Below are 21,420 nucleotides of genomic sequence, written 5' to 3'. Positions count from 1 at the left end.
ATTAGTGCGCCTTCGGCTGGTACTTCGGACCCTTCGCGCCGTAGCCGGCCTTGGAGAGCACCCAGCCCGCGATCGCGCCGATGACGATGAGCGCGACGCCCACCCACACCACGACCGGGATGTCCAGGAAGAAGGCGGCGGTGCCGACGCTGAAGCCGAGCAGCATGATCACCACGGCGGTCCAAGCCGCAGGCGAGTGTCCGTGGCCGGGATCTGCGATGGGGTTGCTCATGTTCTCCTCCGAGCGTTCGGGTGGTCGGTGCAAGTCTATCGGGATCGTGCTTCCCGCCGCGGACGCCGTCCGGCATCCGTCGGCAGGAGACAGGTCAGCGGGTCGGGTCGGTGCCGCGGCTGAGCTCGTCCCAGCTCTCCACGGCGTCCACCGGGCCGTCGTGCGGCGCCGGGGCGGTGCGGTAGCGCCGGCCCCCGCTGCGCCAGCGTCCTGCGGTGAGCAGCGCCCACGCGCCGCCGAACAGCAGCAGCACCCAGGCGACCAGGGCGACCCACGGCCAGGCCGTCACCGTGATGCCGTCGACGAGGGCGGTGAGTGCGGGATCGCCGGCGAGACCGGTGGCCTTCGTGAGCGCGGGGGCGACCGCGTCGAGCGGGTGCTGCAGCAGGATCCGGGCCGTCAGCACCAGCAGCAGGCCGCCGACCAGGACGGCGATCGCCGCGAAGACGCGGCGCAGCACCGGGCCGACGAGCGCCAGCGCGGCGCCGACCGCGAGGGCGGTGAGGCTGAGCGGTGCGAGCACCGGAAGCGCGGCGTTGCCCGCCACATCGAGGGCCTCTCCCCCGTCGGCGCGGCCGACGGCGAGCCAGGTCTGCGTCGAGGACAGGATCCCCAGGGCGCCGGCGAGCAGGATCAGCAGCAGGCTCGTGGACTTCGCACGGCGGGCGAGCATCAGGGCGTCGGCTCCGTGTCGGACGACACGACCGCGTCCAGGTCCCGCCCGTCGAAGCAGGTGCGCGTGCCGGTGTGGCAGGCCACGCCCACCTGGTCCACGAGGAGCAGCACGACATCGCCGTCGCAGTCCAGGCGTGCGCCGCGGACGTGCTGGACGTGACCCGAGGTGTCGCCCTTGCGCCAGTACTCCTGGCGCGAGCGCGACCAGTAAGTGGCGCGGCCCGTGGTGAGGGTGCGCCGCAGCGCCTCCTCGTCGGCCCAGGCCATCATGAGCACCTCGCGGGTGTCCCACTGCTGCACGATCACGGGCACGAGGCCCTGGTCGTTGTACGCGACCCGCGCGAGTTGTTCGTCGGTCGTGCTCATCTCACCGGCACCCCCGCTTCGCGCAGCGCGGCCTTGACGTCCCCGACCGTGAGCTGACCGGAGTGGAAGACGCTCGCGGCGAGCACCGCGTCCGCACCGGCGGCGATGGCGGGCGCGAAGTCCTCCGCCCTGCCCGCACCGCCCGAGGCGATCACGGGCACGCTGGAGACCTCGCGCATGAGGCCCACGAGCTCCAGGTCGAAGCCGTCCTTGGTGCCGTCCGCATCGATCGAGTTCACGAGCAGTTCGCCCGCTCCGCGCTCGATGGCCTCCCGCGCCCAATCCAGGGCGTCCAGGTCGGTCTCGGTGCGGCCGCCGTGCGTGGTGACGACGAAGCCGGACGCGGTGCGCGGGCTGCGCTTGACGTCGAGCGAGAGCACCAGCACCTGCGCGCCGAAGCGGTCGGCGATCTCGCCGATGAGCGCCGGCCGCGCGATCGCGGCGGAGTTCACGCCGACCTTGTCCGCGCCCACGCCCTGGAGGCGGGCGACGTCCTCGACCGAGCGCACCCCTCCCCCGACCGTGAGCGGGACGAAGACCTCTTCGGCTGTGCGGCGGACCACGTCGTACGTGGTGGCGCGCTCGTCGACGGTCGCGGTCACGTCCAGGAAGGTGATCTCGTCGGCGCCCTGCGCGGCGTAGTGCCGCGCGAGCTCGACGGGGTCGCCCATGTCGCGCAGGTTCTCGAAGTTCACGCCCTTGACGACGCGGCCCGCAGCCACGTCAAGGCACGGGATGACCCGGGCGGTGAGCGACATCAGAGCCTCGCGGCGTGGATCGCGGTGACGAGGATCGCCCGCGCGCCGAGCGCGTAGAGCTGGTCCATCACCTGGTTCATGCCGCGGCGCGGGATCATCACGCGCACGGCGACCCACGCGGGGTCGCGCAGCGGGGACACCGTGGGCGACTCGCGGCCGGGGGCGATCGCCGCTGCCTCCTCCACGAGGTCGGCGGGCAGGTCGTAGTCGAGCAGGACGAAGCGGTGCGCGACCATGACGCCGCGCAGGCGCCGCAGCAGCGTCTCGGTGCCCTCGGCGTCGCCCGGGCGGCTGATCAGCACGGCCTCGGACTCGATGATCACCGGGCCGAAGATCTCCAGGCCCGCCTGGCGCAGCGTCGTCCCGGTCTCCACGACGTCGGCGATGGCGTCCGCCACACCGAGGCGCACCGCGGACTCGACCGCGCCGTCGAGCGGCACCAGTTCGGCCTCCACTCCGTGCTCACGGAGGTAGTCGTCGACGAGGCCCGGGTAGGCGGACGCGACGCGGACGCCGTTCAGATCCTCGAGCGTCCGGAAGCGTCCCGGCGGGGCGGCGAAGCGGAACGTGGAGCGGGCGAAGCCCAGCTGCTCGATCTCGCGCGCGCCGGGGCGGCGGATGTCGCGCAGCAGGTCGCGGCCGGTGATGCCGACGTCGAGCGCGCCGGACGCGACGTACGTGGCGATGTCACGCGGACGGAGGAAGAAGAACTCGACGTCGTTGTCGGCGTCGATGACGTGCAGGGTCTTGGTGTCGCGGCGGCCGGCGTATCCGGCTTCGGCGAGCATCTCGGCGGCGGTCTCGGACAGCGATCCCTTGTTCGGGACGGCAATGCGCAGCATGGGAGGTCTTTCGGTTCGAAGCGGTCGGGGACGGCTTCACAGATGTCGGTAGACGTTCTCCAGCGTCAGGCCCTTGGCCAGCATCAGCACCTGCAGGTGGTACAGCAGCTGGGAGATCTCCTCGGCTGCGGCCTCGTCGCTCTCGTACTCGGCGGCCATCCAGACCTCGGCGGCCTCCTCCACGATCTTCTTGCCGATCGTGTGCACGCCCGCGTCGAGCTCGCGCACGGTCCCGGAGCCCTCCGGGCGCTCGGCCGCCTTGCGGCTCAGCTCGGCGAACAGTTCGTCGAAGGTCTTCACCCTCCCAGGCTACCGGCTCGGGCGAGCCCCCGGAGCCGCGTGACGGCGGCCTCGATGTCCCGGGAGCCGTAGACGGCGGACCCGGCGACGAAGGTGTCCGCTCCGGCGGCGGCGGCCTGGGCGATGGTGGCGTCCGAGATGCCGCCGTCGACCTGCAGCCACACATCGGATCCGCGGCGCTTCGCCTCGTCGGCGAGAGCGCGCAGCTTCGGCATGGTCTCGGGCATGAACCCCTGCCCGCCGAACCCCGGCTCCACGGTCATCACCAGGATCTGGTCGAACTCGTCGAGGATGTCGTAGAGCGCCTCCCCCGCCGTTCCGGGCTTGATCGCGACGCCGGCACGCGCGCCGATGTCGCGCAGCGTGCGCGCGAGACCGACCGGATCCGTCGCGGCCTCGAAATGGAAGGTGACGCTGGCGGCGCCCAGTTCGGCGTATCCCGGCGCCCAGCGCTCCGGATCCGTGATCATCAGGTGCACGTCGAGCGGGATCGGGCTGGTCGCCTGGATGCGCTCGACCATCTGCGGCCCGAACGTGAGATTGGGCACGAAGTGGTTGTCCATCACGTCGACGTGCACGAAGTCGGCCGTCGCGATGCGGGCGAGCTCCGCCTGCATGTTCACGAAGTCGGCGGCGAGGATCGACGGGTTGATCCGAGGAGCGGCGGGGAGGTGGACGTGAGATGCGGGCATGCGCCCCATTATCCCGGTGCGCCCACCGCGGCATGTCCATGCGACGCGGACGGGGACGAGCGCTGCCGCCCGATCAGCCGTCCTTGCGCAGCAGGGACAGGAACATCGCGTCGGTGCCGTGGCGGTGCGGCCACAGCTGGACGTGCCCGGATCCGCCCGCCGGCGTGGGGAGGTCGATCTCGCTGCGCGAGACTGTGCGCAGGACCTCGCGGGCGTCCAGTTCATGCACGTCATCGCGCTCGCGCAGGACGGTCTGCACCACGGCCGCGGTCTCCGCCAGGTGCGGCGAGCAGGTGACGTAAGCGAGGAGGCCGCCGGGTTTCAGCGCGCCCAGAGCCGCGGCGAGCAGCTCCTCCTGGAGCGTGGCGAGCTCCGGGACGTCGGCGGCGGTCTTGCGCCAGCGCGCCTCCGGACGCCGGCGCAGTGCACCGAGCCCGGTGCACGGGGCATCGAGCAGGATCCGGTCGTAGGCCTCGGGGCGCTCGGCGGCGAGGACGCGTCCGTCCTCCTCGGCGACGGCGACGTCGAGCGGCACCGGGGCGACGGCCTTGCGCACCAGGCCGGCGCGCGCCGGCACCACTTCGTTCGCGTCCAGGGTCGCACCGGAGCGCAGCGCCTCTGCGGCGAGCAGCGCGGTCTTCCCTCCCGGGCCCGCACACAGATCCAGCCAGCGCTCCCCCGGCGCGACCGGCCGGGCGCCGACCAGGGCCAGCGCGACGAGCTGGGATCCCTCGTCCTGCACCCGCACGCGCCCCTTCTCCGCCGCGACGACGGCGCCGGGGTCTCCGCCCGCGGATCCGAAGGCCGTCGGAGCGTACGGACGCCGTGGCTCCCGCGTCTCGGCGAGACCGGGCAGCGCCGCGAGCGTCACCTCGGGAGCCGCGTTGTCCGCGACGAGGAGCGCGGTCAGCTCGTCCTCCCTGCCCTCCGCAGCGAGGGCGCGCCGGAGCGCCCGGATGATCCACACCGGGTGGGCGAACCGCAGGCCCAGGCGCTCGTCGTCCGAGCGCGCGGCCGCCGTCACCACGTCCAGCCACTCCTCCTGTGTACGCGCCGCGATCGCGCGGAGCACGGCGTTCGCGAAGCCTGCGGCCCCGCGCCCGGCGTGAACGGCGACGAGGTTCACCGTCTCGTTCACCGCGGCGTGGGCCGCGACGCGCGTGGCGAGCAGCTGGTGCGCGCCGAGGCGCAGCGCATCGAGCACGGGCGGATCGATGCTCGCCACCTCGCGCCCCGCCGCATGCGCGATGATCGCGTCGTACGTGCCGAGCTGCCGGAGCGTCCCGTACGCCAGCTCCGTCGCCAGTGCGGCGTCCGCGCCGCTCAGCCCGGCCTCACGGATCGCGCCGGGCAGCAGCAGGTTCGCGTAGGCGTCGGACGTGCTCACCGCTCGGATCACGTCGTAGGCCACGCGGCGCGCCGGCTGCACCTCCCGGCTGCGCGCGCGCTGTCCGCCCCCGCGGGTGCCGGCCCGTCCGCGGGGGCCTCCGTGATCGGGACGCCCCTGCGGGGCCCGGCGATCGTCGCGGTTCTGCCGCCCCTCGGCGCTCATCGGGCCACGCTCGGCTCGTCGCCCGCCCCGAGGCGTACAGTCTCCCCGTCGGCGACGCGCAGCCCCCGGAACCAGTCCGCCGCCGCCATCGCCGCCTTGCCCGCGGGCTGCACCCGCACGAGCAGCAGCGGCTCGCTGCCGGTCCCGACGAGCACACCGCCCTTCACGCCCCGCAGTGCGCCCGGGGGCAGCGGATCCGCGCCGGCCGCCCGGGCGAGCTCACGCACCTTCAGTGGAGCGCCGTCGATCGTCGTGTGCGCGCCGGGTTCGCTCGTGACCCCGCGGTAGCGGGCGAACACGGCTTCGGCGGGCTCATCCCAGTGCAGCACGCCGTCGGCGAGGTCGAGCTTCGCCGCATGCGTGGGCTCCCCCTGCTGCGGCACAGGCCGGGCGGTGCCGTCGGCGATCGCGGCGACCGCCTCCGCGGTGAGCTGCGCGCCGTCCTCCGCGAGCGAGGCGAGCGCCTCGTCGGCCGTCGCGTCCTCCGGCACGGGGAACACCCGCGCAGCGTGCACGTCGCCCGCGTCGAGGGCCGGCACGAGCTGGAACACGGTGGCGCCGAGCTCCTCGTCGCCGGCGATGAGGGCACGCTGCACCGGTGCCGCGCCGCGCCAGGCCGGCAGCAGCGAGAAGTGCAGGTTGATCCAGCCGTGCACGGGCGTGCTGAGCAGCGGCTCGCGCACGAGCCCGCCGTAAGCGACGATGACGCCCAGTTCAGGGCGGAGGTCGGCGATCCAGGCCGTCGCGTCGTCGTCCAGGCGTGCGGCCTTGATCACCGGGATGCCGAGGGCGTCGGCCTCCTGAGCGACCGGGGAGGGCGTGAGCACGCGCTTGCGGCCCAGGGGCGCGTCCGGACGGGTCACCACGGCGACGATCTCGTGCTGAGCGGCGAGCAGGCGGAGGGTGGGCACGGCGGCCGCCGGGGTGCCGGCGAAGACGAGGCGCATGGAAGGTCCTTCGGAAGGTGCTGCGGGCGCTCCTGACGAGCGGCCGGGTCAGAGGTCGGGTTCGGTGATGTCGAGCCTCACGGAGAGCGTAGTCCGTGCAGTGCGGCCGCGGCCCCGCCGACGGCCCATGGCCTCGGCGACCACGGCGGCGCGCAGGGTGGCGGCGACCCGCGCTCCTTCGGCATAGGGGAAGCGCACCAGGGCGCGCTCGCGGGCGTCGGGATCGCCCTCGATGGGCACAGGGCCCAGCACCGCGTCCGGGGGCAGGTGCAGGGCGCCGAGGTCGTCGAGGGCGCGCCGGACGCCGGCGGCGGTGCCCTCCAGCTGTGCGACGCGCACCGTCGGAGGCATCCGCAGCGGTGCGCGCTCGGCGAGCTCGGCCCGGGCGTAGCCGGCCTGCGACCAGGTGGCGAGGGCGCGGGCGACGGGGCCGTCGACGCCCACGAGGTGCACCGGCGCACCCGGCGCCGCCAGGGCTGCGGCGTTCGACCACCAACGCAGGCAGGACTCGCCGATGCGCAGCTCCGGCGCCTGCAGCATCCGGGAGCCGTCGAGCAGCACGACCGCGCGATAGCCGCCCTCCGCGAGCGGCTCCGCTCCGCGGGTCGCGACGACCAGCGCCGGCTTCGCGCTCACCCGGTCCACCGGGTGGGCGCCGTCCGCGACGATCACCCGGATGCCGGGGAACGCGCGCCCGAGCTCCTCCGCGGTGCGCTCGCTGCCCGATGCCGCCAGCCGCACGGTCTCCCCGCCGCAGGAGCCGCACGCCCACGCCCGTGCGTCGCGGCCGCACCATCCGCACACGGGGGTCGCGCCACGGTGAGCGGCGCCGAGCGGGCCACCGCAGGAGCGGCAGCGGGCCGGTGCGCGGCACGATGCGCAGACGAGGGTCGGTGAGAAGCCGGGGCGGGCGACCTGCAGCAGCACCGGACCGGTCGCCGCGGCCTCGCGCGCGGTGAGGAACGCGCGCGACGGCAGCCGCTGGCCGCGCCGATCCAGATCCTCGGCGGAGTCGAGCACGATCCGCGGCAACAGCCGGCGCTCGGCCGCGATCGCGCGGCACCACCCCGTCTCGACGAGCCGCTCGACGTCGGTCGTACGGCTGTGCCCGGCGAACAGCAGCGCGGATCCCTCCTGCTCCTGCCGCAGCAGCGCCACATCCCGCGCGTGCACGCCGGGAGCCAGCGGCTCGGCGAGCAGTCCGTCTCCGTCGTCCCACACCACGACGAGACCGGCCCGCACGGGGGCGTAGGCGGCCGAGCGGTTGCCCACCACGATGCACGGCGCGTCCTCGAGCGTGCGCAGGTAGGCGCGGTAGCGGTCGGGCCCGCTCTGGCGCGAGTCGAGCCGGGCGACGGGAGCACCCGGCGCCAGCGCGTCCAGGGCGGCGAGCAGCAGATCCAGGTCGCGGTAGTCGGGCACCACGAGGATCGCCGACTCCCCCGCGGCGAACGTCCGCGCGCCGGCCGCGGCCAGCAGTCGCGTCCATTCCGGCAGCCCGTCGGCGGCGAGCCGCGGGATCGCCTCGACCGCCGCACGTCCCTTCTCGGCGAGGACTTCGGCGAGGCCGGCGTACTGGGCGATCGTCGCGCCCACCTCCGCCGAAGCCGCGACCGGTGCGTCGACGGGCGGGGCGTCGGCGGGCGCGGCGCCGTGCGGCTCCCCCGAGTCGTCGAGCTGCCCGGGCCTCTCCGCCCCGGCGGCGAGCCACGCCTTCTCCACGCGCACCTGGCGCTTGGGCACGATCAGCCGCAGCACGTCGGATGCGCCGCCCGCGGCCCGGTCGGCGACGCGGCGGGCGAGGGTGTAGAGCCGTTCCGGCAAGACCTGCGCCAGGGAGACGACGGCTTCGATCTCGGCGAGCGAGCGGGCGTCGTCGTCCTCCACGGCCAGTTCGACGACGAACGCGTCGACCATGCGTCCCGCGGAGCGCAGCGGCACCCGCACGCGCACGCCGGGCAGCGTCTGGCCGGAAAGCTCCTCCGGGATCGCGTAGTCGAACAGGCGATCCAGCTGCGGGACCGGCGAGTCCAGCAGCACCCGGGCGATCGGTCGGGGCACGAGCGGGTCCTGCCGTTCCGAACGCGGGTTCAGAGGCCGGCGGCCCGGCGCAGGTCCTCCGCGCGGTTCGTCCGCTCCCAGGTGAACTCCGGCAGCTCGCGCCCGAAGTGCCCGTAGGCGGCTGTCGCGGCGTAGATCGGGCGCAGCAGATCCAGCTCCTCGATGATCGCCTGCGGGCGCAGGTCGAACACCTCGCGGATCGCCCGCGTGATGATCTCGTCGTCGACCTTCCCGGTGCCGAACGTCTCCACGTACAATCCCACCGGCTGAGCGACGCCGATCGCGTACGCGACCTGCACCTCGAGACGGTCGGCGAGCCCCGCGGCCACCGCGTTCTTGGCGACCCACCGCATCGCGTACGCGCCGGAGCGGTCGACCTTGGACGGATCCTTGCCGCTGAACGCGCCGCCGCCGTGGCGCGCCGCGCCGCCGTACGTGTCGATGATGATCTTGCGCCCGGTGAGGCCGGCGTCGCCCTTGGGCCCGCCCGTCACGAAGGGGCCGGCCGGGTTGATGTACGGGGCCTTCATGCCGTCCAGATCGAGCCCGGTCGTGGCGAGCACCGGGTCGATCACGTGCTCGCGGACCAGGGCCTGCAGCTCCTCCTGGGAGATGTCGGGGTTGTGCTGGGTGGAGAGCACCACGGTGTCCACGGTCTTCGGCGTGAAGCCGTCATAGCCGAGGGTCACCTGGGTCTTGCCGTCGGGGCGCAGGAACGGCAGCGTGCCGTCGCGGCGCACCTGGGTGAGCCGCTCCGCGAGACGGTGCGCGGTCCACGCCGCCATCGGCATCAGCTGCGGCGTCTCGGTGGTCGCGAACCCGAACATGATGCCCTGGTCGCCCGCACCGAGGAGATCGCGGGGATCGGACGAGCCGCCCTGGCGGTGCTCCTGCGCCTGGTCGACGCCGCTCGCGATGTCGGCGGACTGCTCCCCGACCGACACGCTGACGCCGCAGGACGAGCCGTCGAAGCCCGTGTCGCTGGAGGTGTAGCCGATCCCGTTGACCACGTCCCGCACGATCGTGGGGATGTCGACGTACCCGGAGGTGCGGATCTCGCCGGCGACGTGCACCAGGCCGGTCGTCACCAGCGTCTCCACCGCGACCCGCGCGCCGGTGTCCACCGCGAGCAGTCCGTCCAGGATCGAGTCGGAGATCTGGTCGCAGATCTTGTCCGGGTGTCCCTCGGTGACGGACTCGGAGGTGAACAGACGCAGCGCGCTCATCGGTGCTCCCTAGGTGTGCAGGGCGGGTGGCGGGGCGGGATCGGCCCCGGGTGCGGGGCGGACGTCCGACCCCAGTATGGACGGAGCCGCCGACATCCTGGAAAAGGATGACGGCGGCTCCGAAACAGTCGGCTCAGTCCGCGTGGCGGATGCGGAGCTTGTCCTCGTTGATCTCGTGCAGCGCGATGGTCAGCGGCTTGTCCTCGACGGAGGAGTCGACCAGCGGACCCACGTTGTCGAACAGGTTGCCCTCGTGCAGATCCGAGTAGTAGTCGTTGATCTGACGCGCGCGCTTGGCGGCGTAGATCACGAGCTCGTACTTCGACGAGACGCGCTCGAGGAGGTTGTCGATCGGCGGGTCGATGATGCCCTGGTTGTTTCCGGCCATGGTGGACCTCCTGAGTCTGGCGACGTGCGTCGCGGTGAAGAATGCGGGCGCGCCGGCCCTTCGACAAGCTCAGGGACCGCTAGCGCGCAGAGTCTGAGGTCAATTCTACGACCTCGCGGGCGGCGGTGGCGACGTCCTCGTTGACCACGCGGTGATCGAACTCGCTCTGCGACGCCAGCTCGACCTTCGCGGTGCGTAGTCGGCGCGCCCGCTCCTCGGCGTCCTCGGTGCCCCGGCCCACGAGCCGCTGCACGAGTTCATCCCAGGACGGGGGCAGCAGGAAAACGAGGTTCGCGGACGGATCCGCGGCACGCACCTGTCGTGCGCCCTGCAGGTCGATCTCGAGCAGCACGGTCCTGCCGTCGGCGAGGGCCTGCTCGATCGGCTTGCGCGGCGTGCCGTAACGGAATTTGTTGTGCACGGTCGCGTACTCGAGCAGCTCCCCCTCGGCGATCATCCGGTCGAACTCGGCGTCGTCCACGAAGAAGTAGTGCACGCCGTCCTGCTCGCCCGGCCGGGGAGCGCGGGTGGTCGCCGACACGGAGAGGTGGATCTCGGGATAGTGCTCCCGGATGTACGCGGCCACGGTGCCCTTGCCCACGGCGGTGGGGCCGGCGAGCACCAGCAGCCGGCTGCGGCCCGCACGCGGCTTCGGCAGAGGGAAGCGCGCGTCGACCCAGGCTCGCAGCGCCTGCTGCTGCCGCACGCCGAGCCCGCCGAGCCGCTTGACCGGCGAGATGTGCAGGTCGGCGAGGATCCGGTCGCGCTTGCCGGCGCCGATCGCGGGCAGGGCGGTGAGGAAGTCCGGCACGCGCAGCGTGCCCGCGGTCGAGTTCGGATCGGCCGCTGCCGCCTCCAGCACGTCCTGCGGCGCGACGACGCGCATGGTCAGATCCCGCTTCAACGACGCCCGCGCCCGCCGGCGCTCGACCGCTCGGCGAGCGGCGGCGACGCGATCGACCTCGGGCACCACGCGCCCTGCCGGTTCAACCACCCATGACCTCCTGGTAGCGCGCGGCGCGCTCTTCGATCGTCGCTGCGATCCGGTCCGGACCGGCGGACAGGATGCTCCGGCTCTCGGAAGCCAGGACGTTACCTGCCAGCGTACCGAATCTCGACCGCAGATCCCCAGGCGCGGCGCCCTGCGCGCCGAAACCCGGCGCGAGCAGCGGCACCGTGCGCAGCGTGTCGTCGTCGAGCGCGAAAGCGGCGCGGTCGATCGTTGCGCCGACGACCAGACCCACCGACCCGAGAGCGCGGACCGAGGGGTCCATCGCGCGAAGCGCCGGCCCCGCCGCGTCGAGGGCGGTCACATCGCGGGTCACCCGCAGCGCGACGGTCTCGTCAGCCGGACCCGCAGGTTCCGCCGCGACTCGCGCCTGCTGCACGGCGGCGCCCTCCGGGTTACTCGTCGCGGCGAGGACGAACACGCCCTTGCCCACGGGCAGTGCGCGCGTGATCGCCTCGGTCAGCGAGCCGCCGCCCAGGTAGGGGCTGATCGTGAGCGCGTCCGCCTCGAGTGGCGCACCCGGCTCCAGCCACGCCTGTGCGTACCCGGCCATGGTGGTGCCGATGTCGCCGCGCTTGGCGTCCGCGACCACGAGCAGGCCTGCGCTGCGCGCGGCGGACATCACGTCCTCCAGGGCCGCGAAGCCGCGGGATCCGAACCGTTCGAAGAACGACACCTGCGGCTTGACCACGCCCGCGCGGCCGGCGGCGGCCTCCACCACCGTCAGCCCGAACGCGCGGACGCCCTCGGCGCTCTGCGGCAGGTCCCAGGCGTCCAGGAGCGCCTCGTGCGGGTCGATGCCCACGCAGAGCGGCCCGTGCTCGTCGAGCGCGGATCGGAGCCGGGAGCCGAAGCTGGGGTTCATACCCGGGCCAGACGGTCGTGAGCGTACTCCTGGAGGCTGCGCACCGCGAAGCCCTTGTCCGCCGCATCCATCCCGCTCACCGCGGCGCCGAGCGTCGCGATGGTCGTGAACAGCGCCTTGTCCGCGGCGACCGCGGCAGCGCGGATCTCGTAGCCGTCCGCGCGCGCCGCGCCTCCCGAGGGCGTGTTCACGATGATGTCGATCGCGCCCTGATCGATGAGGTCGACGATGTTCGTCTCCCCCGAGGCCTGCGTCTCGCTGTACTTCTCGACGACGGTCACCGGGATGCCGTTGCGGGACAGGATCTCGGCCGTGCCCGCCGTGGCGACGATCGTGAAGCCGAGCTGGTGCAGCCGGTGCGCGGGCAGGATCACGGCGCGCTTGTCGGCGTCGGCGACCGAGATGAACACGGTGCCCGAGGTGGGCGTGCCGCCGTAGGCCGCCGCCTGGCTCTTCGCGAACGCGGTCGGGAAGTCGCGGTCGATGCCCATCACCTCACCGGTCGAGCGCATCTCCGGGCCCAGCACCGAGTCGACGATGCGGCCGTCGGCGGTGCGGAACCGCTTGAACGGCAGCACGGCCTCCTTGACCGACACCGGGGAGCCGAGCGGCACCCGGGATCCATCGTTCTCCGGCAGCAGGCCTTCGGACTTGAGCTCGTCGATCGTGGCGCCGGCCATGATGCGGCTCGCGGCCTTGGCCAGCGGGATGCCCAGCGCCTTGGACACGAACGGCACGGTGCGGCTCGCCCGGGGGTTCGCCTCGATGACGTACAGGACACCGGCGCTGATCGCGAACTGCACGTTCAAGAGGCCCCGCACGCCCACGCCCTCGGCGATCGCGAGGGTCGCCTCGCGCACCCGGTCGATGTCGGTCCGTCCGAGCGAGACCGGGGGCAGCGTGCAGCTCGAGTCGCCGGAGTGGATGCCGGCCTCCTCGAGGTGCTCCATGACGCCGCCGATGTAGAGCTCGGATCCGTCGTACAGGGCGTCCACGTCGATCTCGATCGCGTCATCGAGGAAGCGGTCCACGAGCAGGGGCTTGCCCTCCTCGATGACGACCTCGCCCGCGGTGCGCACGAAGTAGTCGCGCAGCGCCTCGGTCGAGTACACGATCTCCATGCCGCGGCCGCCGAGCACGAAGCTCGGGCGCACCAGCACGGGGTAGCCGATCTCCTCGGCCACCGCGACGGCGCCCTCGACGTCGATCGCGGTGCCGTTGCGGGGCGCCACGAGTCCGGCGTCATCGAGCAGACGCGAGAACAGCTCCCGCTCCTCGGCGAGGTCGATGGCTTCGGGGCTGGTGCCGAGCACCGTGTACCCGGCGGCCTCGATGCCCTTCGCGAGCCCCAGCGGCGTCTGACCGCCGAGCTGGCAGACGACCCCGAGGATCTGTCCGCTCTGCGCCTCGGCGTGCAGAACCTCCAGCACGTCCTCGAGGGTCAGCGGCTCGAAGTACAGCCGGTCCGAGGTGTCGTAGTCCGTGGAGACGGTCTCCGGGTTGCAGTTGACCATGACGGTCTCGAAGCCGGCCTCCGACAGGGCGAACGACGCATGCACGCAGGAGTAGTCGAACTCGACGCCCTGTCCGATGCGGTTCGGGCCGGATCCGATGATGACCACCTTGGAGCGGTCGGAGGGCGTGACCTCGGTCTCGCTGTCGTAGCTCGAGTAGTGGTACGGCGTGAGGGCAGGGAACTCCCCCGCGCACGTGTCGACGGTCTTGTAGACCGGGCGCACCCCGAGCGCGTGCCGGACGCCGCGCACCTCGTCCTCCGTGAGCCCGCGCAGCTGCGCGAACTGCGCATCCGAGAAGCCGTGATCCTTGCCGAGGCGGAGGATCTCCGCGTCGAGTTCCGGCGCGGTGCGGATCTGCTCGGCGACCTCGTTGATGAGGACGATCTGGTCGAGGAACCAGGGGTCGATCGCGGTGGCCGCGAACGCCTGCTCGATCGTCGCGCCCTTGCGCAGCGCCTGCTGCACGACGACGATGCGGCCGTCGGTCGGCGTCTTCGAGACCTCGAGGAGCTCCTCGACCGAGCGGGGCTCCTCGCCCCAGTGGAACGAGGACCCGCGCTTCTCCAGCGACCGCAGCGCCTTCTGCAGCGCCGTGGTGTAGTTCCGTCCGATCGCCATCGCCTCGCCGACCGACTTCATGGTGGTCGTGAGCGTGGCGTCTGCAGCGGGGAACTTCTCGAAGGCGAACCGGGGCGCCTTGACGACCACGTAGTCGAGCGTGGGCTCGAAGCTCGCCGGGGTCACGCCGGTGATGTCGTTGGGGATCTCGTCGAGGCGGTAGCCGAGCGCGAGCTTGGCGGCGAGCTTGGCGATCGGGAAGCCGGTCGCCTTCGACGCCAGCGCCGAGGAGCGCGACACACGCGGGTTCATCTCGATCACGATGACGCGGCCGTTCTCCGGGTTCACGGCGAACTGGATGTTGCAGCCGCCGGTGTCGACGCCCACGGCGCGGATGATGTCGATGCCGATGTTGCGGAGGTTCTGGTACTCGCGGTCGGTCAGCGTGAGCGCCGGAGCGACCGTGATCGAGTCGCCGGTGTGCACGCCGACGGGGTCGACGTTCTCGATCGAGCACACGACGACCGTGTTATCGGCGGTGTCGCGCATGAGCTCGAGCTCGTACTCCTTCCAGCCGAGGATCGACTCCTCGAGGAGCACCTCGGTGGTGGGCGAGTCGTGCAGGCCCGCCCCGCCGATGCGGCGCAGGTCCTCCTCGTCGAAAGCGAAGCCGGATCCGAGTCCGCCCATCGTGAACGAGGGGCGCACGACCAGCGGGTAGCCGAGCTTCTCGGCGCCGGCGAGCAGCTCGTCCATGGTGTGGCAGATCACGGATGCCGCGACGTCGGCGCCGGCGTCCAACACGAGCTGCTTGAAGATCTGCCGGTCCTCGCCCTTCTGGATGGCGTCGACCTTGGCGCCGATGAGCTCGACGCCGTACTTCTCCAGGATGCCGCGCTCGTGGAGGGCCATCGCGGCGTTCAGCGCGGTCTGCCCGCCGAGGGTCGGCAGGATCGCGTCCGGCTTCTCCTTGGCGATGATCGTCTCGATGACCTCGGGGGTGATCGGCTCGATGTAGGTGGCGTCGGCGAAGTCGGGGTCGGTCATGATCGTGGCCGGGTTGGAGTTCACGAGGATGACGCGGACGCCCTCCTCGCGGAGCACCCGGCAGGCCTGGGTGCCGGAGTAGTCGAACTCGCAGGCCTGACCGATGACGATCGGACCGGATCCGATGACGAGGACGGAGTGGATATCGTCGCGCTTGGGCATTACTTGCTGTCCTTCTTTGCGAGGTGGGCGACGACGACGTCGCGGAAACGGTCGAAGAGGTAGTTGGCGTCGTGCGGGCCGGCGGCGGCCTCGGGGTGGTACTGCACCGAGAAGGCCGGGATGTCAAGGGCGCGCAGACCCTCGACCACCTGGTCGTTGAGGCCGACGTGGCTGACCTCGACCTTGCCGTAGCCGTGCGGGCTGTCGAAGGAGCCCTCGACGGGCGCCTCGACCGCGAAGCCGTGGTTGTGCGCGGTGATCTCGACGCGGCCGGTGGCCTTGTCCAGCACCGGCTGGTTGATGCCGCGGTGTCCGAAGGTGAGCTTGTAGGTGCCGAGTCCGAGCGCGCGCCCGAACAGCTGGTTGCCGAAGCAGATGCCGAAGTACGGCAGGCCCGCGTCGAGCACCTCGCGGAGCACCGCCACCTGCGCGTCCGACGCCGAGGGGTCCCCCGGGCCGTTCGAGTAGAACACCGCGACCGGCTCGACCGCCATGATGTCCTCGAAGGTCGAGGACTGCGGCAGCACGTGCACGTCGAAGCCGCGTGCGGCCAGGTTGTCGAGCGTGGACTGCTTGACGCCGAGGTCGAGCACCGCCAGGTTGCCGATCCGCTCTGCGGCGGTGGAGGGCGTGACCTCGGCGACGGAGACCGAGACCTGCGCGGACAGGTTCTGGCCGGCCATCTCGGGCGCCTCGGTGACGAGGCGCAGCTGCTCGTCGGCGTCCAGCGCGGCGTCGGCTCCCGAGAAGATTCCGCCGCGCATGGATCCGGCGGAGCGGATGTGCCGGGTGACAGCGCGGGTGTCGATGCCGCTGATGCCGACGATCCCGTCGCGCACCAGGGTGTCGTCGAGGGAGCTGTTCGCCCGCCAGTTCGACACGACGCGCGAGGGGTCGCGCACGATGTATCCGGCGACCCAGATACGGCGGGACTCGGGATCCTCGTCGTTCATCCCGGTGTTGCCGATGTGCGGCGCGGTCTGCAGGACGATCTGCCCTGCGTAGGACGGGTCGGTGAGCGTCTCCTGGTACCCGGACATGCCGGTGGCGAAGACGACCTCGCCGAGGGTGGTGCCGCGGGCGCCGTAGGCGCGCCCGACGTGGCGCGTGCCGTCCTCGAGGACGAGCACGGCGGAGTCGTGGGAAAGGGTCATTCGGAGTCTCCCGTCTCGGAGCCAGCGCACAGGCGCTGCAGGTCGGTGAGCGCGGCGCCCTGGGCGTCAGCGTGGCCCAGGTCGCCGGTGATACGGAGGTAGCTGTCGACGAGCGTGCCGTCGTCGGTGCGCCAGACCAGGCGGATCAGCCCGCCCGGTTCGACGGCGCGGTCGATGGTGACCGTGGCCCGGTCCGCGGCGACGAGGCGCGCCGTCGCGAGGAACACGGTCGGCGAGCCGTCCAGACTCAGGACCGCGCCGCGGTCGGTGATCGCGAGTTCGCCGCGGGCACGGTAGACGAGGGGGCGCACCGCGAGGCGCTCGAGGGAGTGGTCGTGCTTCGTCGTCGCCACGTACAGCGTCTCGTAGCGGGCGAGGACCTCGGCGTGCTCGGGCACCCCGATCGGCGCGGTGAGGCCCGAGTCCCGGCGCAGCCGCGCCCGCCACGCCAGCACGCCGGCGAGGATGAGCAGCACGGCCACCCCGAGCACGATCGCACCCGCGAGCTGCTGGTTCACGAGCGACCCTCGAGCGTCGCGAGCACGCCGTCCTCGAGCGTCACGTAGCCGCGGTGCACGGTCCAGCGCACGCTTCCCGGCAGTTCGCGCCCCAGGTAGGGCGAGTTCGTGCTCTGGCCGTGCAGGTCCGCCTCGGCGAACACGCCCTCGGCGTCCGCGTCGTAGAGCGTGAACTCCGCGGGCTGCCCTGCCGCGATCGGCGTGCCGTGCCCGGCGAGCGAACCGATGCGCGCGGGCGCGGCGCTCATGACGCGAGCGACGTCCGCCCAGTCCAGCAGCCCGGTCTGGACCATGGCCTGGTGCACCACGCGCAGTGCGGACTCCAGTCCGACCATGCCGTTCGCGGCGGCCTGCCACTCGCAGGCCTTCGCCTCGCTCGGGTGCGGGGCGTGGTCGGTCGCGACGATGTCGATCGTGCCGTCGGCGAGGCCCTCGCGCACCGCGAGGACGTCCTCCTGGGTGCGCAGCGGCGGGTTGACCTTGAACCGCGCGTCGTACCCGCGGGCCAGCTCGTCGGTCAGCAGCAGGTGGTGCGGCGTGACCTCGGCGGTCACGGCGACCCCGCGCTTCTTCGCCCAGCGGATCAGCTCGACGGATCCGGCGGTGGAGAGGTGGCAGACGTGCAGGCGGGACCCGACGTGCTCGGCGAGCAGGATGTCGCGCGCGATGATCGACTCCTCGGCCACCGCGGGCCAGCCCGCCAGACCCAGTTCCGCCGACACGGCGCCCTCGTTCAGCTGGGCGCCCTCGGTGAGCCGCGGATCCTGGGCGTGCTGCGCGATGACGCCGTCGAACGCCTTCACGTACTCGAGCGCGCGGCGCATGATGAGCGGATCCCACACGCAGAAGCCGTCGTCGCTGAACACGCGCACGTTCGCGCGGGAGGAGGCCATCGCGCCGAGCTCGGCGAGCCGCTCCCCCTTCTGCCCGACGGTGACCGCGCCGATCGGCTGGACCGTCGCGTAGCCGGCGGCCTCGCCGAGGGCGAGCTCCTGCTCGACGACGCCGGCCGAGTCCGCCACGGGAGAGGTGTTGGGCATCGCGAAGACGGCCGTGAAACCGCCCGAAGCCGCGGCCCGGGTGCCGGAGAGCACGGTCTCGCTCGCTTCGTAGCCGGGCTCGCGCAGGTGGGTGTGCAGGTCGACGAGGCCCGGCAGGGCGACGAGCCCGTCGGCGTCGATGACCCGGGCTCCGGTGGCGGAGAGGCCGGAGCCGACCTCGGCGATCAGGCCGTCCTGCACGAGGATGTCGGCGGATTCGGATCCGAGGATCTTCGCGCCGCGGAACAGCAGGCTCTCGGTCATCATCGGTCTCCCCTGTTCGCTTCGGCCCTAATCGCCTCAACCTTGTTCATGTCGATCTCCTCGCTCGCCGCGGGGCGCTCCCCGGCCAGCAGCACGTAGAGCACCGCCATCCGCACGGACACGCCGTTCGCGACCTGCTCCAGCACGGTGGAGCGGGCGGAGTCAGCGGCATCGGAGGAGATCTCCAGGCCGCGGTTCATCGGACCGGGGTGCATCACGATCGTATCGTCGGGCAGCAGCCGGAGGCGGGCCGCGTCCAGGCCCCAGCGCCGGGTGTACTCGCGCTCGGACGGGAAGAACGCCGCCTGCATGCGCTCGAGCTGGATCCGCAGCATCATCACCGCGTCCGGCCCCTCGGCCAGCGCCGCGTCCAGGTCGTAGAGCACCCGGGCGGGCCAGGCGGTGACATCCTGCGGGATCAGCGTCGGCGGGGTGACCAGCGTGACGTCCGCACCGAGCGTCGACAGCAGCCAGACGTTGGAGCGGGCGACGCGCGAGTGCAGCACGTCGCCGACGATCACGACGCGCACGCCGGACAGGTCGCGGCCCCGGCTGTCCGCGCCGAAGCGGCGTTTGCGGATGGTGTACGCGTCGAGCAGCGCCTGCGTGGGGTGCTCGTGCGTGCCGTCGCCGGCGTTGACGACGCCGGCGGAGATCCAGCCGCTGGTGGCGAGGGTGCGCGGCGCGCCGGAGGCCGAGTGACGCACCACGACGGCGTCGGCGCCGATCGCCTCCAGGGTCTGGGCGGTGTCCTTCAGGCTTTCGCCCTTGGACACGCTGGATCCCTTCGCCGCGAAGTTGATCACGTCGGCGGAGAGGCGCTTGGCGGCGGCCTCGAACGAGATGCGGGTGCGCGTGGAGTCCTCGAAGAACAGGTTCACCACGGTCTTGCCGCGCAGGGTCGGCAGCTTCTTCACCTCGCGGGACTGGGTGTCGGCCATGTCCTCGGCGATGTCGAGGATCCGCAGCGCGTCCTCGCGGGCGAGTGTGCGGGTGTCGAGCAGATGCCTCATGCGTCGCTCCCCTCGATCGACACGTACTCCTCGCCGTCGTCCTCGCGCAGGCGGACGTTCACGCGCTCGGCGCGCGAGGACGGGATGTTCTTGCCGACGAAGTCGGGACGGATCGGCAGCTCGCGGTGGCCGCGGTCGACGAGGATCGCGAGCCGCACCACGGCGGGCCGTCCGATCGACTGCAGCGCGTCGAGCGCGGCGCGGATGCTGCGGCCGGAGAACAGCACGTCGTCGACGAGGACGACGGTCTTGCCGTCGATGCCGCCGGCCGGGATGTCCGTGCGGTGCGGCGACCGGGTGGGGTGCTTGGCGAGATCGTCGCGGAACAGCGTCACATCCAGTGCTCCCACCGGAACGGCGACCTGTGCGATCTCGCTGATCAGCTGCGCGAGGCGCTCGGCGAGCGGGACCCCGCGGGTCGGGATGCCCAGGAGGACCAGATCCGCAGCTCCCCGGTTGGATTCGAGGATCTCGTGGGCGATGCGCGTCAAGGCGCGCCTGATGTCGGCTTCGTGCAGCACGATGCGTGCGCTCATTCGCCGGCTCCCTTCTCCGCCTCACGGGACGGTGTTAAAGGTTGCTTCTGTCGGTGCGTCCAGTCTACCGGAGCGGCCCCGGCCGCCCGAACCGCGTGTCGGGATCGCTCAGCCCGCGGACTGCAGCGCCTCGCGGGCGGCGCGGCCGGTCTCGATGATGCGCGAGGCGCGGATCGGGTGCCCGCTCGTGGACAGGCACCGGCCGGTCTTCAGATCCCACTTCCAGTCGTGCATGCTGCAGGTCAGCACGCCGTCCTCATCCACGGAGCCCGTGCGGGTGAGGTCCGCGCGCAGATGCGGGCAGCGTCGCTGCACGACCCACTCGCCGATCTCCGCATCCTCGGTCTGATCGGTCTGCTCCTGGTACCAGTTCTCGACGTACTCGATGCGGTCGACCGAGAGGCACTTCAGGAACGTGGTGAGGAACTCGTTGAACTTGCCGCTGCGGCCAACCGAGAACTGCATGGACAGGAAGATCGAGTTGGACCAGTCGATCTCATGGTCGGCGATGTTCGTGGAGACGAGGTCCGCCGGGATCGTGTACCAGTAGATGCACTCCTCCCCCGCATACTCGCGCACCTTCGCCTTGGGGAAGTCGACGACCATGTCCAGCTCGCCGATGCGGAAGCGGACGTTGCCGCCCACGCCCAGGCGGATCGTGCGGGACTTCTTCAGCAGCGGCTCCCACCACGCCTTGATCGCGGCGAGCATCTCCTCGGGCGGCAGGATCGGCGCACGGCGCGCCTCCTCGTCACGCAGCTCCTGCTGACGGGCGGCGCGCTGCTCCTCGAGGTAGTCCCACTTCTCCTCGAAGATGTGGTGCAGCTCCTCCTCGGAGTACAGCGTCTGCTCCACGGAGACGAGAGCGCGGTCCTCGAGGGTGACGACGGTGCCGGGAACGAACAGGTGCCCGTCGTACTGGGGGGCGAGCTCGTTCATGTGGGCGAGGAACTGCTTCTGGTCGGTGAAGATCGACTCGCCGTTGCGGCCGGTGCCGTTGAAGTCGAACAGCTCGTCGCGCAGGAACATCGGCGGTCCCGCCATCGGGAAGACGTGCGGCGCGTCGACCTTCTCGATGTAGTACATCGCGCGCTTGTTCTGCGCTTCGCGCTTGAGACGCGCGAAGTTCTGCTTGGCATCGAGGGGCAGGTCGTAGACCATGGGCCACCAGATCGCGCCGGAGACCTGGGTGAAGTACGCGTCCGGCTTGCCGAAGGCCATCAGCTTCTCGAGGTCCAGGGGGTGCGAGTCGTTCTGGTTCAGCACGGATCCGGTGCCGTCGTCGACGCTGAGGGAGGAGTCGCCGATGGGTCCGTCGCTGGGTGCGCGCAGCGGCGTGATCATGACCTTGAGCACGCCGCGCTCGATGACCTCGCCGGCCGGTGCGTACGTGATGTTGTCGTAGCCGAGGGCGCGGAGGTCCTGCTCGAGGTCGTCCGTCGGGTACTCCGGCAGCAGCACCTCGATGTCCTTGCGGATGTAGCGCTCGAGCAGGCGCGGGTCGAAGTGGTCGCGGTGCCGGTGCGAGATGTACAGGAAGTCGGCGTCCCGGCCCAGGCGCTCCCAGTCCAGCCCGCGGTTGTCGGGGAACGGGAACCAGGAGCCGTAGAACGACGGGCCGAGCACGGGGTCGCAGATGATGTTCCCGCCGGCTGTCTCGATGAACATCCCGGCGTGTCCGAGTCCCGTGATCCGCAT

The 21,420-nt window shown here is 71.9% G+C and carries 21 protein-coding genes; all 21 read right to left on the bottom strand.

All coding sequences use genetic code 11. The annotated features are described in order from the left end of the window. Position 1: 1 nt before the first annotated feature. The 21 genes from AERO9AM_RS09080 to AERO9AM_RS08980 all read right to left on the bottom strand — a co-directional run bounded on the left by AERO9AM_RS09080 (position 2) and on the right by AERO9AM_RS08980 (position 21,420). Positions 2 to 232 carry a DUF6704 family protein gene (locus AERO9AM_RS09080; protein WP_159575846.1) on the bottom strand — a complete coding sequence of 77 codons (231 nt, stop codon included), beginning with the start codon at positions 230 to 232 and terminating at the stop codon, positions 2 to 4. A 94-nt stretch (positions 233 to 326) separates the two neighbouring features. Then, positions 327 to 905 carry a Trp biosynthesis-associated membrane protein gene (locus AERO9AM_RS09075; RefSeq protein ID WP_159575845.1) on the bottom strand — a complete coding sequence of 193 codons (579 nt, stop codon included), beginning with the start codon at positions 903 to 905 and terminating at the stop codon, positions 327 to 329. Next, positions 905 to 1,273: a phosphoribosyl-AMP cyclohydrolase gene (gene hisI / locus AERO9AM_RS09070; protein ID WP_159575844.1), complete on the bottom strand. Its 369-nt coding sequence runs from the start codon at positions 1,271 to 1,273 to the stop codon at positions 905 to 907. Before hisI ends, AERO9AM_RS09075 begins: the two co-directional genes overlap by 1 nt. Continuing rightward, positions 1,270 to 2,031, bottom strand: coding sequence for an imidazole glycerol phosphate synthase subunit HisF (gene hisF, locus AERO9AM_RS09065; RefSeq protein WP_159575843.1), 762 nt, complete (start codon positions 2,029 to 2,031; stop codon positions 1,270 to 1,272). Before hisF ends, hisI begins: the two co-directional genes overlap by 4 nt. Continuing rightward, positions 2,031 to 2,873 carry an ATP phosphoribosyltransferase gene (hisG, locus tag AERO9AM_RS09060; RefSeq protein WP_159575842.1) on the bottom strand — a complete coding sequence of 281 codons (843 nt, stop codon included), beginning with the start codon at positions 2,871 to 2,873 and terminating at the stop codon, positions 2,031 to 2,033. The genes hisF and hisG overlap by 1 nt, the downstream gene beginning before the upstream one ends. A 36-nt stretch (positions 2,874 to 2,909) precedes the next feature. Beyond that, on the bottom strand, positions 2,910 to 3,173 hold the full coding sequence (locus tag AERO9AM_RS09055) for a phosphoribosyl-ATP diphosphatase (RefSeq protein ID WP_045252002.1): 264 nt from the start codon (positions 3,171 to 3,173) through the stop codon (positions 2,910 to 2,912). After that, positions 3,170 to 3,865, bottom strand: coding sequence for a ribulose-phosphate 3-epimerase (gene rpe, locus AERO9AM_RS09050; protein ID WP_159575841.1), 696 nt, complete (start codon positions 3,863 to 3,865; stop codon positions 3,170 to 3,172). The genes AERO9AM_RS09055 and rpe overlap by 4 nt, the downstream gene beginning before the upstream one ends. Before the next feature lie 73 nt (positions 3,866 to 3,938). Continuing rightward, positions 3,939 to 5,417 (bottom strand): RsmB/NOP family class I SAM-dependent RNA methyltransferase, encoded by a 1,479-nt coding sequence (locus AERO9AM_RS09045; RefSeq protein ID WP_159575840.1) that lies wholly within the window; start codon positions 5,415 to 5,417, stop codon positions 3,939 to 3,941. Next, positions 5,414 to 6,364, bottom strand: coding sequence for a methionyl-tRNA formyltransferase (gene fmt / locus AERO9AM_RS09040; RefSeq protein WP_159575839.1), 951 nt, complete (start codon positions 6,362 to 6,364; stop codon positions 5,414 to 5,416). Before fmt ends, AERO9AM_RS09045 begins: the two co-directional genes overlap by 4 nt. Positions 6,365 to 6,412: 48 nt before the next feature. Then, complete coding sequence (locus tag AERO9AM_RS09035) at positions 6,413 to 8,425, bottom strand: primosomal protein N' (protein ID WP_236602552.1); 2,013 nt, start codon at positions 8,423 to 8,425, stop codon at positions 6,413 to 6,415. A gap of 29 nt (positions 8,426 to 8,454) precedes the next feature. After that, positions 8,455 to 9,651, bottom strand: a complete 1,197-nt coding sequence (gene metK / locus AERO9AM_RS09030) for a methionine adenosyltransferase (RefSeq protein ID WP_159575838.1) — start codon at positions 9,649 to 9,651, stop codon at positions 8,455 to 8,457. A gap of 133 nt (positions 9,652 to 9,784) precedes the next feature. Continuing rightward, positions 9,785 to 10,039: a DNA-directed RNA polymerase subunit omega gene (gene rpoZ, locus AERO9AM_RS09025; RefSeq protein ID WP_159575837.1), complete on the bottom strand. Its 255-nt coding sequence runs from the start codon at positions 10,037 to 10,039 to the stop codon at positions 9,785 to 9,787. 79 nt (positions 10,040 to 10,118) lie between these two features. Beyond that, complete coding sequence (gmk, locus tag AERO9AM_RS09020) at positions 10,119 to 11,033, bottom strand: guanylate kinase (RefSeq protein WP_236602551.1); 915 nt, start codon at positions 11,031 to 11,033, stop codon at positions 10,119 to 10,121. After that, on the bottom strand, positions 11,026 to 11,913 hold the full coding sequence (gene pyrF, locus AERO9AM_RS09015; protein ID WP_159575836.1) for an orotidine-5'-phosphate decarboxylase: 888 nt from the start codon (positions 11,911 to 11,913) through the stop codon (positions 11,026 to 11,028). The genes gmk and pyrF overlap by 8 nt, the downstream gene beginning before the upstream one ends. Next, positions 11,910 to 15,197: a carbamoyl-phosphate synthase large subunit gene (gene carB, locus AERO9AM_RS09010; protein WP_159575835.1), complete on the bottom strand. Its 3,288-nt coding sequence runs from the start codon at positions 15,195 to 15,197 to the stop codon at positions 11,910 to 11,912. The genes pyrF and carB overlap by 4 nt, the downstream gene beginning before the upstream one ends. Next, the gene (gene carA, locus AERO9AM_RS09005) at positions 15,197 to 16,351 is read right to left on the bottom strand and encodes a glutamine-hydrolyzing carbamoyl-phosphate synthase small subunit (RefSeq protein WP_159575834.1); all 1,155 of its coding nucleotides are present in this window, start codon (positions 16,349 to 16,351) and stop codon (positions 15,197 to 15,199) included. The genes carB and carA overlap by 1 nt, the downstream gene beginning before the upstream one ends. After that, entirely contained in the window at positions 16,348 to 16,869 is a 522-nt protein-coding gene (locus tag AERO9AM_RS09000; RefSeq protein ID WP_159575833.1) for a PH-like domain-containing protein, read from the bottom strand. Before AERO9AM_RS09000 ends, carA begins: the two co-directional genes overlap by 4 nt. Continuing rightward, on the bottom strand, positions 16,866 to 18,173 hold the full coding sequence (locus tag AERO9AM_RS08995) for a dihydroorotase (RefSeq protein ID WP_159577458.1): 1,308 nt from the start codon (positions 18,171 to 18,173) through the stop codon (positions 16,866 to 16,868). Before AERO9AM_RS08995 ends, AERO9AM_RS09000 begins: the two co-directional genes overlap by 4 nt. Further along, a complete protein-coding gene (locus AERO9AM_RS08990) occupies positions 18,173 to 19,186 on the bottom strand; it encodes an aspartate carbamoyltransferase catalytic subunit (protein WP_159575832.1) in 1,014 nt (337 codons plus the stop codon). The genes AERO9AM_RS08995 and AERO9AM_RS08990 overlap by 1 nt, the downstream gene beginning before the upstream one ends. After that, positions 19,183 to 19,722, bottom strand: a complete 540-nt coding sequence (gene pyrR / locus AERO9AM_RS08985) for a bifunctional pyr operon transcriptional regulator/uracil phosphoribosyltransferase PyrR (protein ID WP_159575831.1) — start codon at positions 19,720 to 19,722, stop codon at positions 19,183 to 19,185. Before pyrR ends, AERO9AM_RS08990 begins: the two co-directional genes overlap by 4 nt. Positions 19,723 to 19,830: 108 nt before the next feature. Beyond that, entirely contained in the window at positions 19,831 to 21,420 is a 1,590-nt protein-coding gene (locus tag AERO9AM_RS08980; protein ID WP_159575830.1) for a Rieske 2Fe-2S domain-containing protein, read from the bottom strand.

This window comes from Microbacterium sp. 8M (assembly GCF_902506375.1).
GTDB lineage: Bacteria > Actinomycetota > Actinomycetes > Actinomycetales > Microbacteriaceae > Microbacterium.
Note: the sequence above shows the minus strand (reverse complement) of the source record. Positions and strands in the feature narration are given on the sequence as shown.

Coding starts and splice junctions, on each gene's coding strand:
- rpe (WP_159575841.1), bottom strand. CDS start 3,865: ATGCCCGCATCTCACGTCCACCTCCCCGCCGCTCCTCGGATCAACCCG.
- pyrF (WP_159575836.1), bottom strand. CDS start 11,913: ATGAACCCCAGCTTCGGCTCCCGGCTCCGATCCGCGCTCGACGAGCAC.
- hisF (WP_159575843.1), bottom strand. CDS start 2,031: ATGTCGCTCACCGCCCGGGTCATCCCGTGCCTTGACGTGGCTGCGGGC.
- AERO9AM_RS09080 (WP_159575846.1), bottom strand. CDS start 232: ATGAGCAACCCCATCGCAGATCCCGGCCACGGACACTCGCCTGCGGCT.
- rpoZ (WP_159575837.1), bottom strand. CDS start 10,039: ATGGCCGGAAACAACCAGGGCATCATCGACCCGCCGATCGACAACCTC.
- AERO9AM_RS08990 (WP_159575832.1), bottom strand. CDS start 19,186: ATGAGGCATCTGCTCGACACCCGCACACTCGCCCGCGAGGACGCGCTG.
- hisG (WP_159575842.1), bottom strand. CDS start 2,873: ATGCTGCGCATTGCCGTCCCGAACAAGGGATCGCTGTCCGAGACCGCC.
- carB (WP_159575835.1), bottom strand. CDS start 15,197: ATGCCCAAGCGCGACGATATCCACTCCGTCCTCGTCATCGGATCCGGT.
- pyrR (WP_159575831.1), bottom strand. CDS start 19,722: ATGAGCGCACGCATCGTGCTGCACGAAGCCGACATCAGGCGCGCCTTG.
- metK (WP_159575838.1), bottom strand. CDS start 9,651: ATGAGCGCGCTGCGTCTGTTCACCTCCGAGTCCGTCACCGAGGGACAC.
- AERO9AM_RS09045 (WP_159575840.1), bottom strand. CDS start 5,417: ATGAGCGCCGAGGGGCGGCAGAACCGCGACGATCGCCGGGCCCCGCAG.
- AERO9AM_RS08995 (WP_159577458.1), bottom strand. CDS start 18,173: ATGACCGAGAGCCTGCTGTTCCGCGGCGCGAAGATCCTCGGATCCGAA.
- fmt (WP_159575839.1), bottom strand. CDS start 6,364: ATGCGCCTCGTCTTCGCCGGCACCCCGGCGGCCGCCGTGCCCACCCTC.
- hisI (WP_159575844.1), bottom strand. CDS start 1,273: ATGAGCACGACCGACGAACAACTCGCGCGGGTCGCGTACAACGACCAG.
- AERO9AM_RS08980 (WP_159575830.1), bottom strand. CDS start 21,420: ATGCGGATCACGGGACTCGGACACGCCGGGATGTTCATCGAGACAGCC.
- AERO9AM_RS09075 (WP_159575845.1), bottom strand. CDS start 905: ATGCTCGCCCGCCGTGCGAAGTCCACGAGCCTGCTGCTGATCCTGCTC.
- carA (WP_159575834.1), bottom strand. CDS start 16,351: ATGACCCTTTCCCACGACTCCGCCGTGCTCGTCCTCGAGGACGGCACG.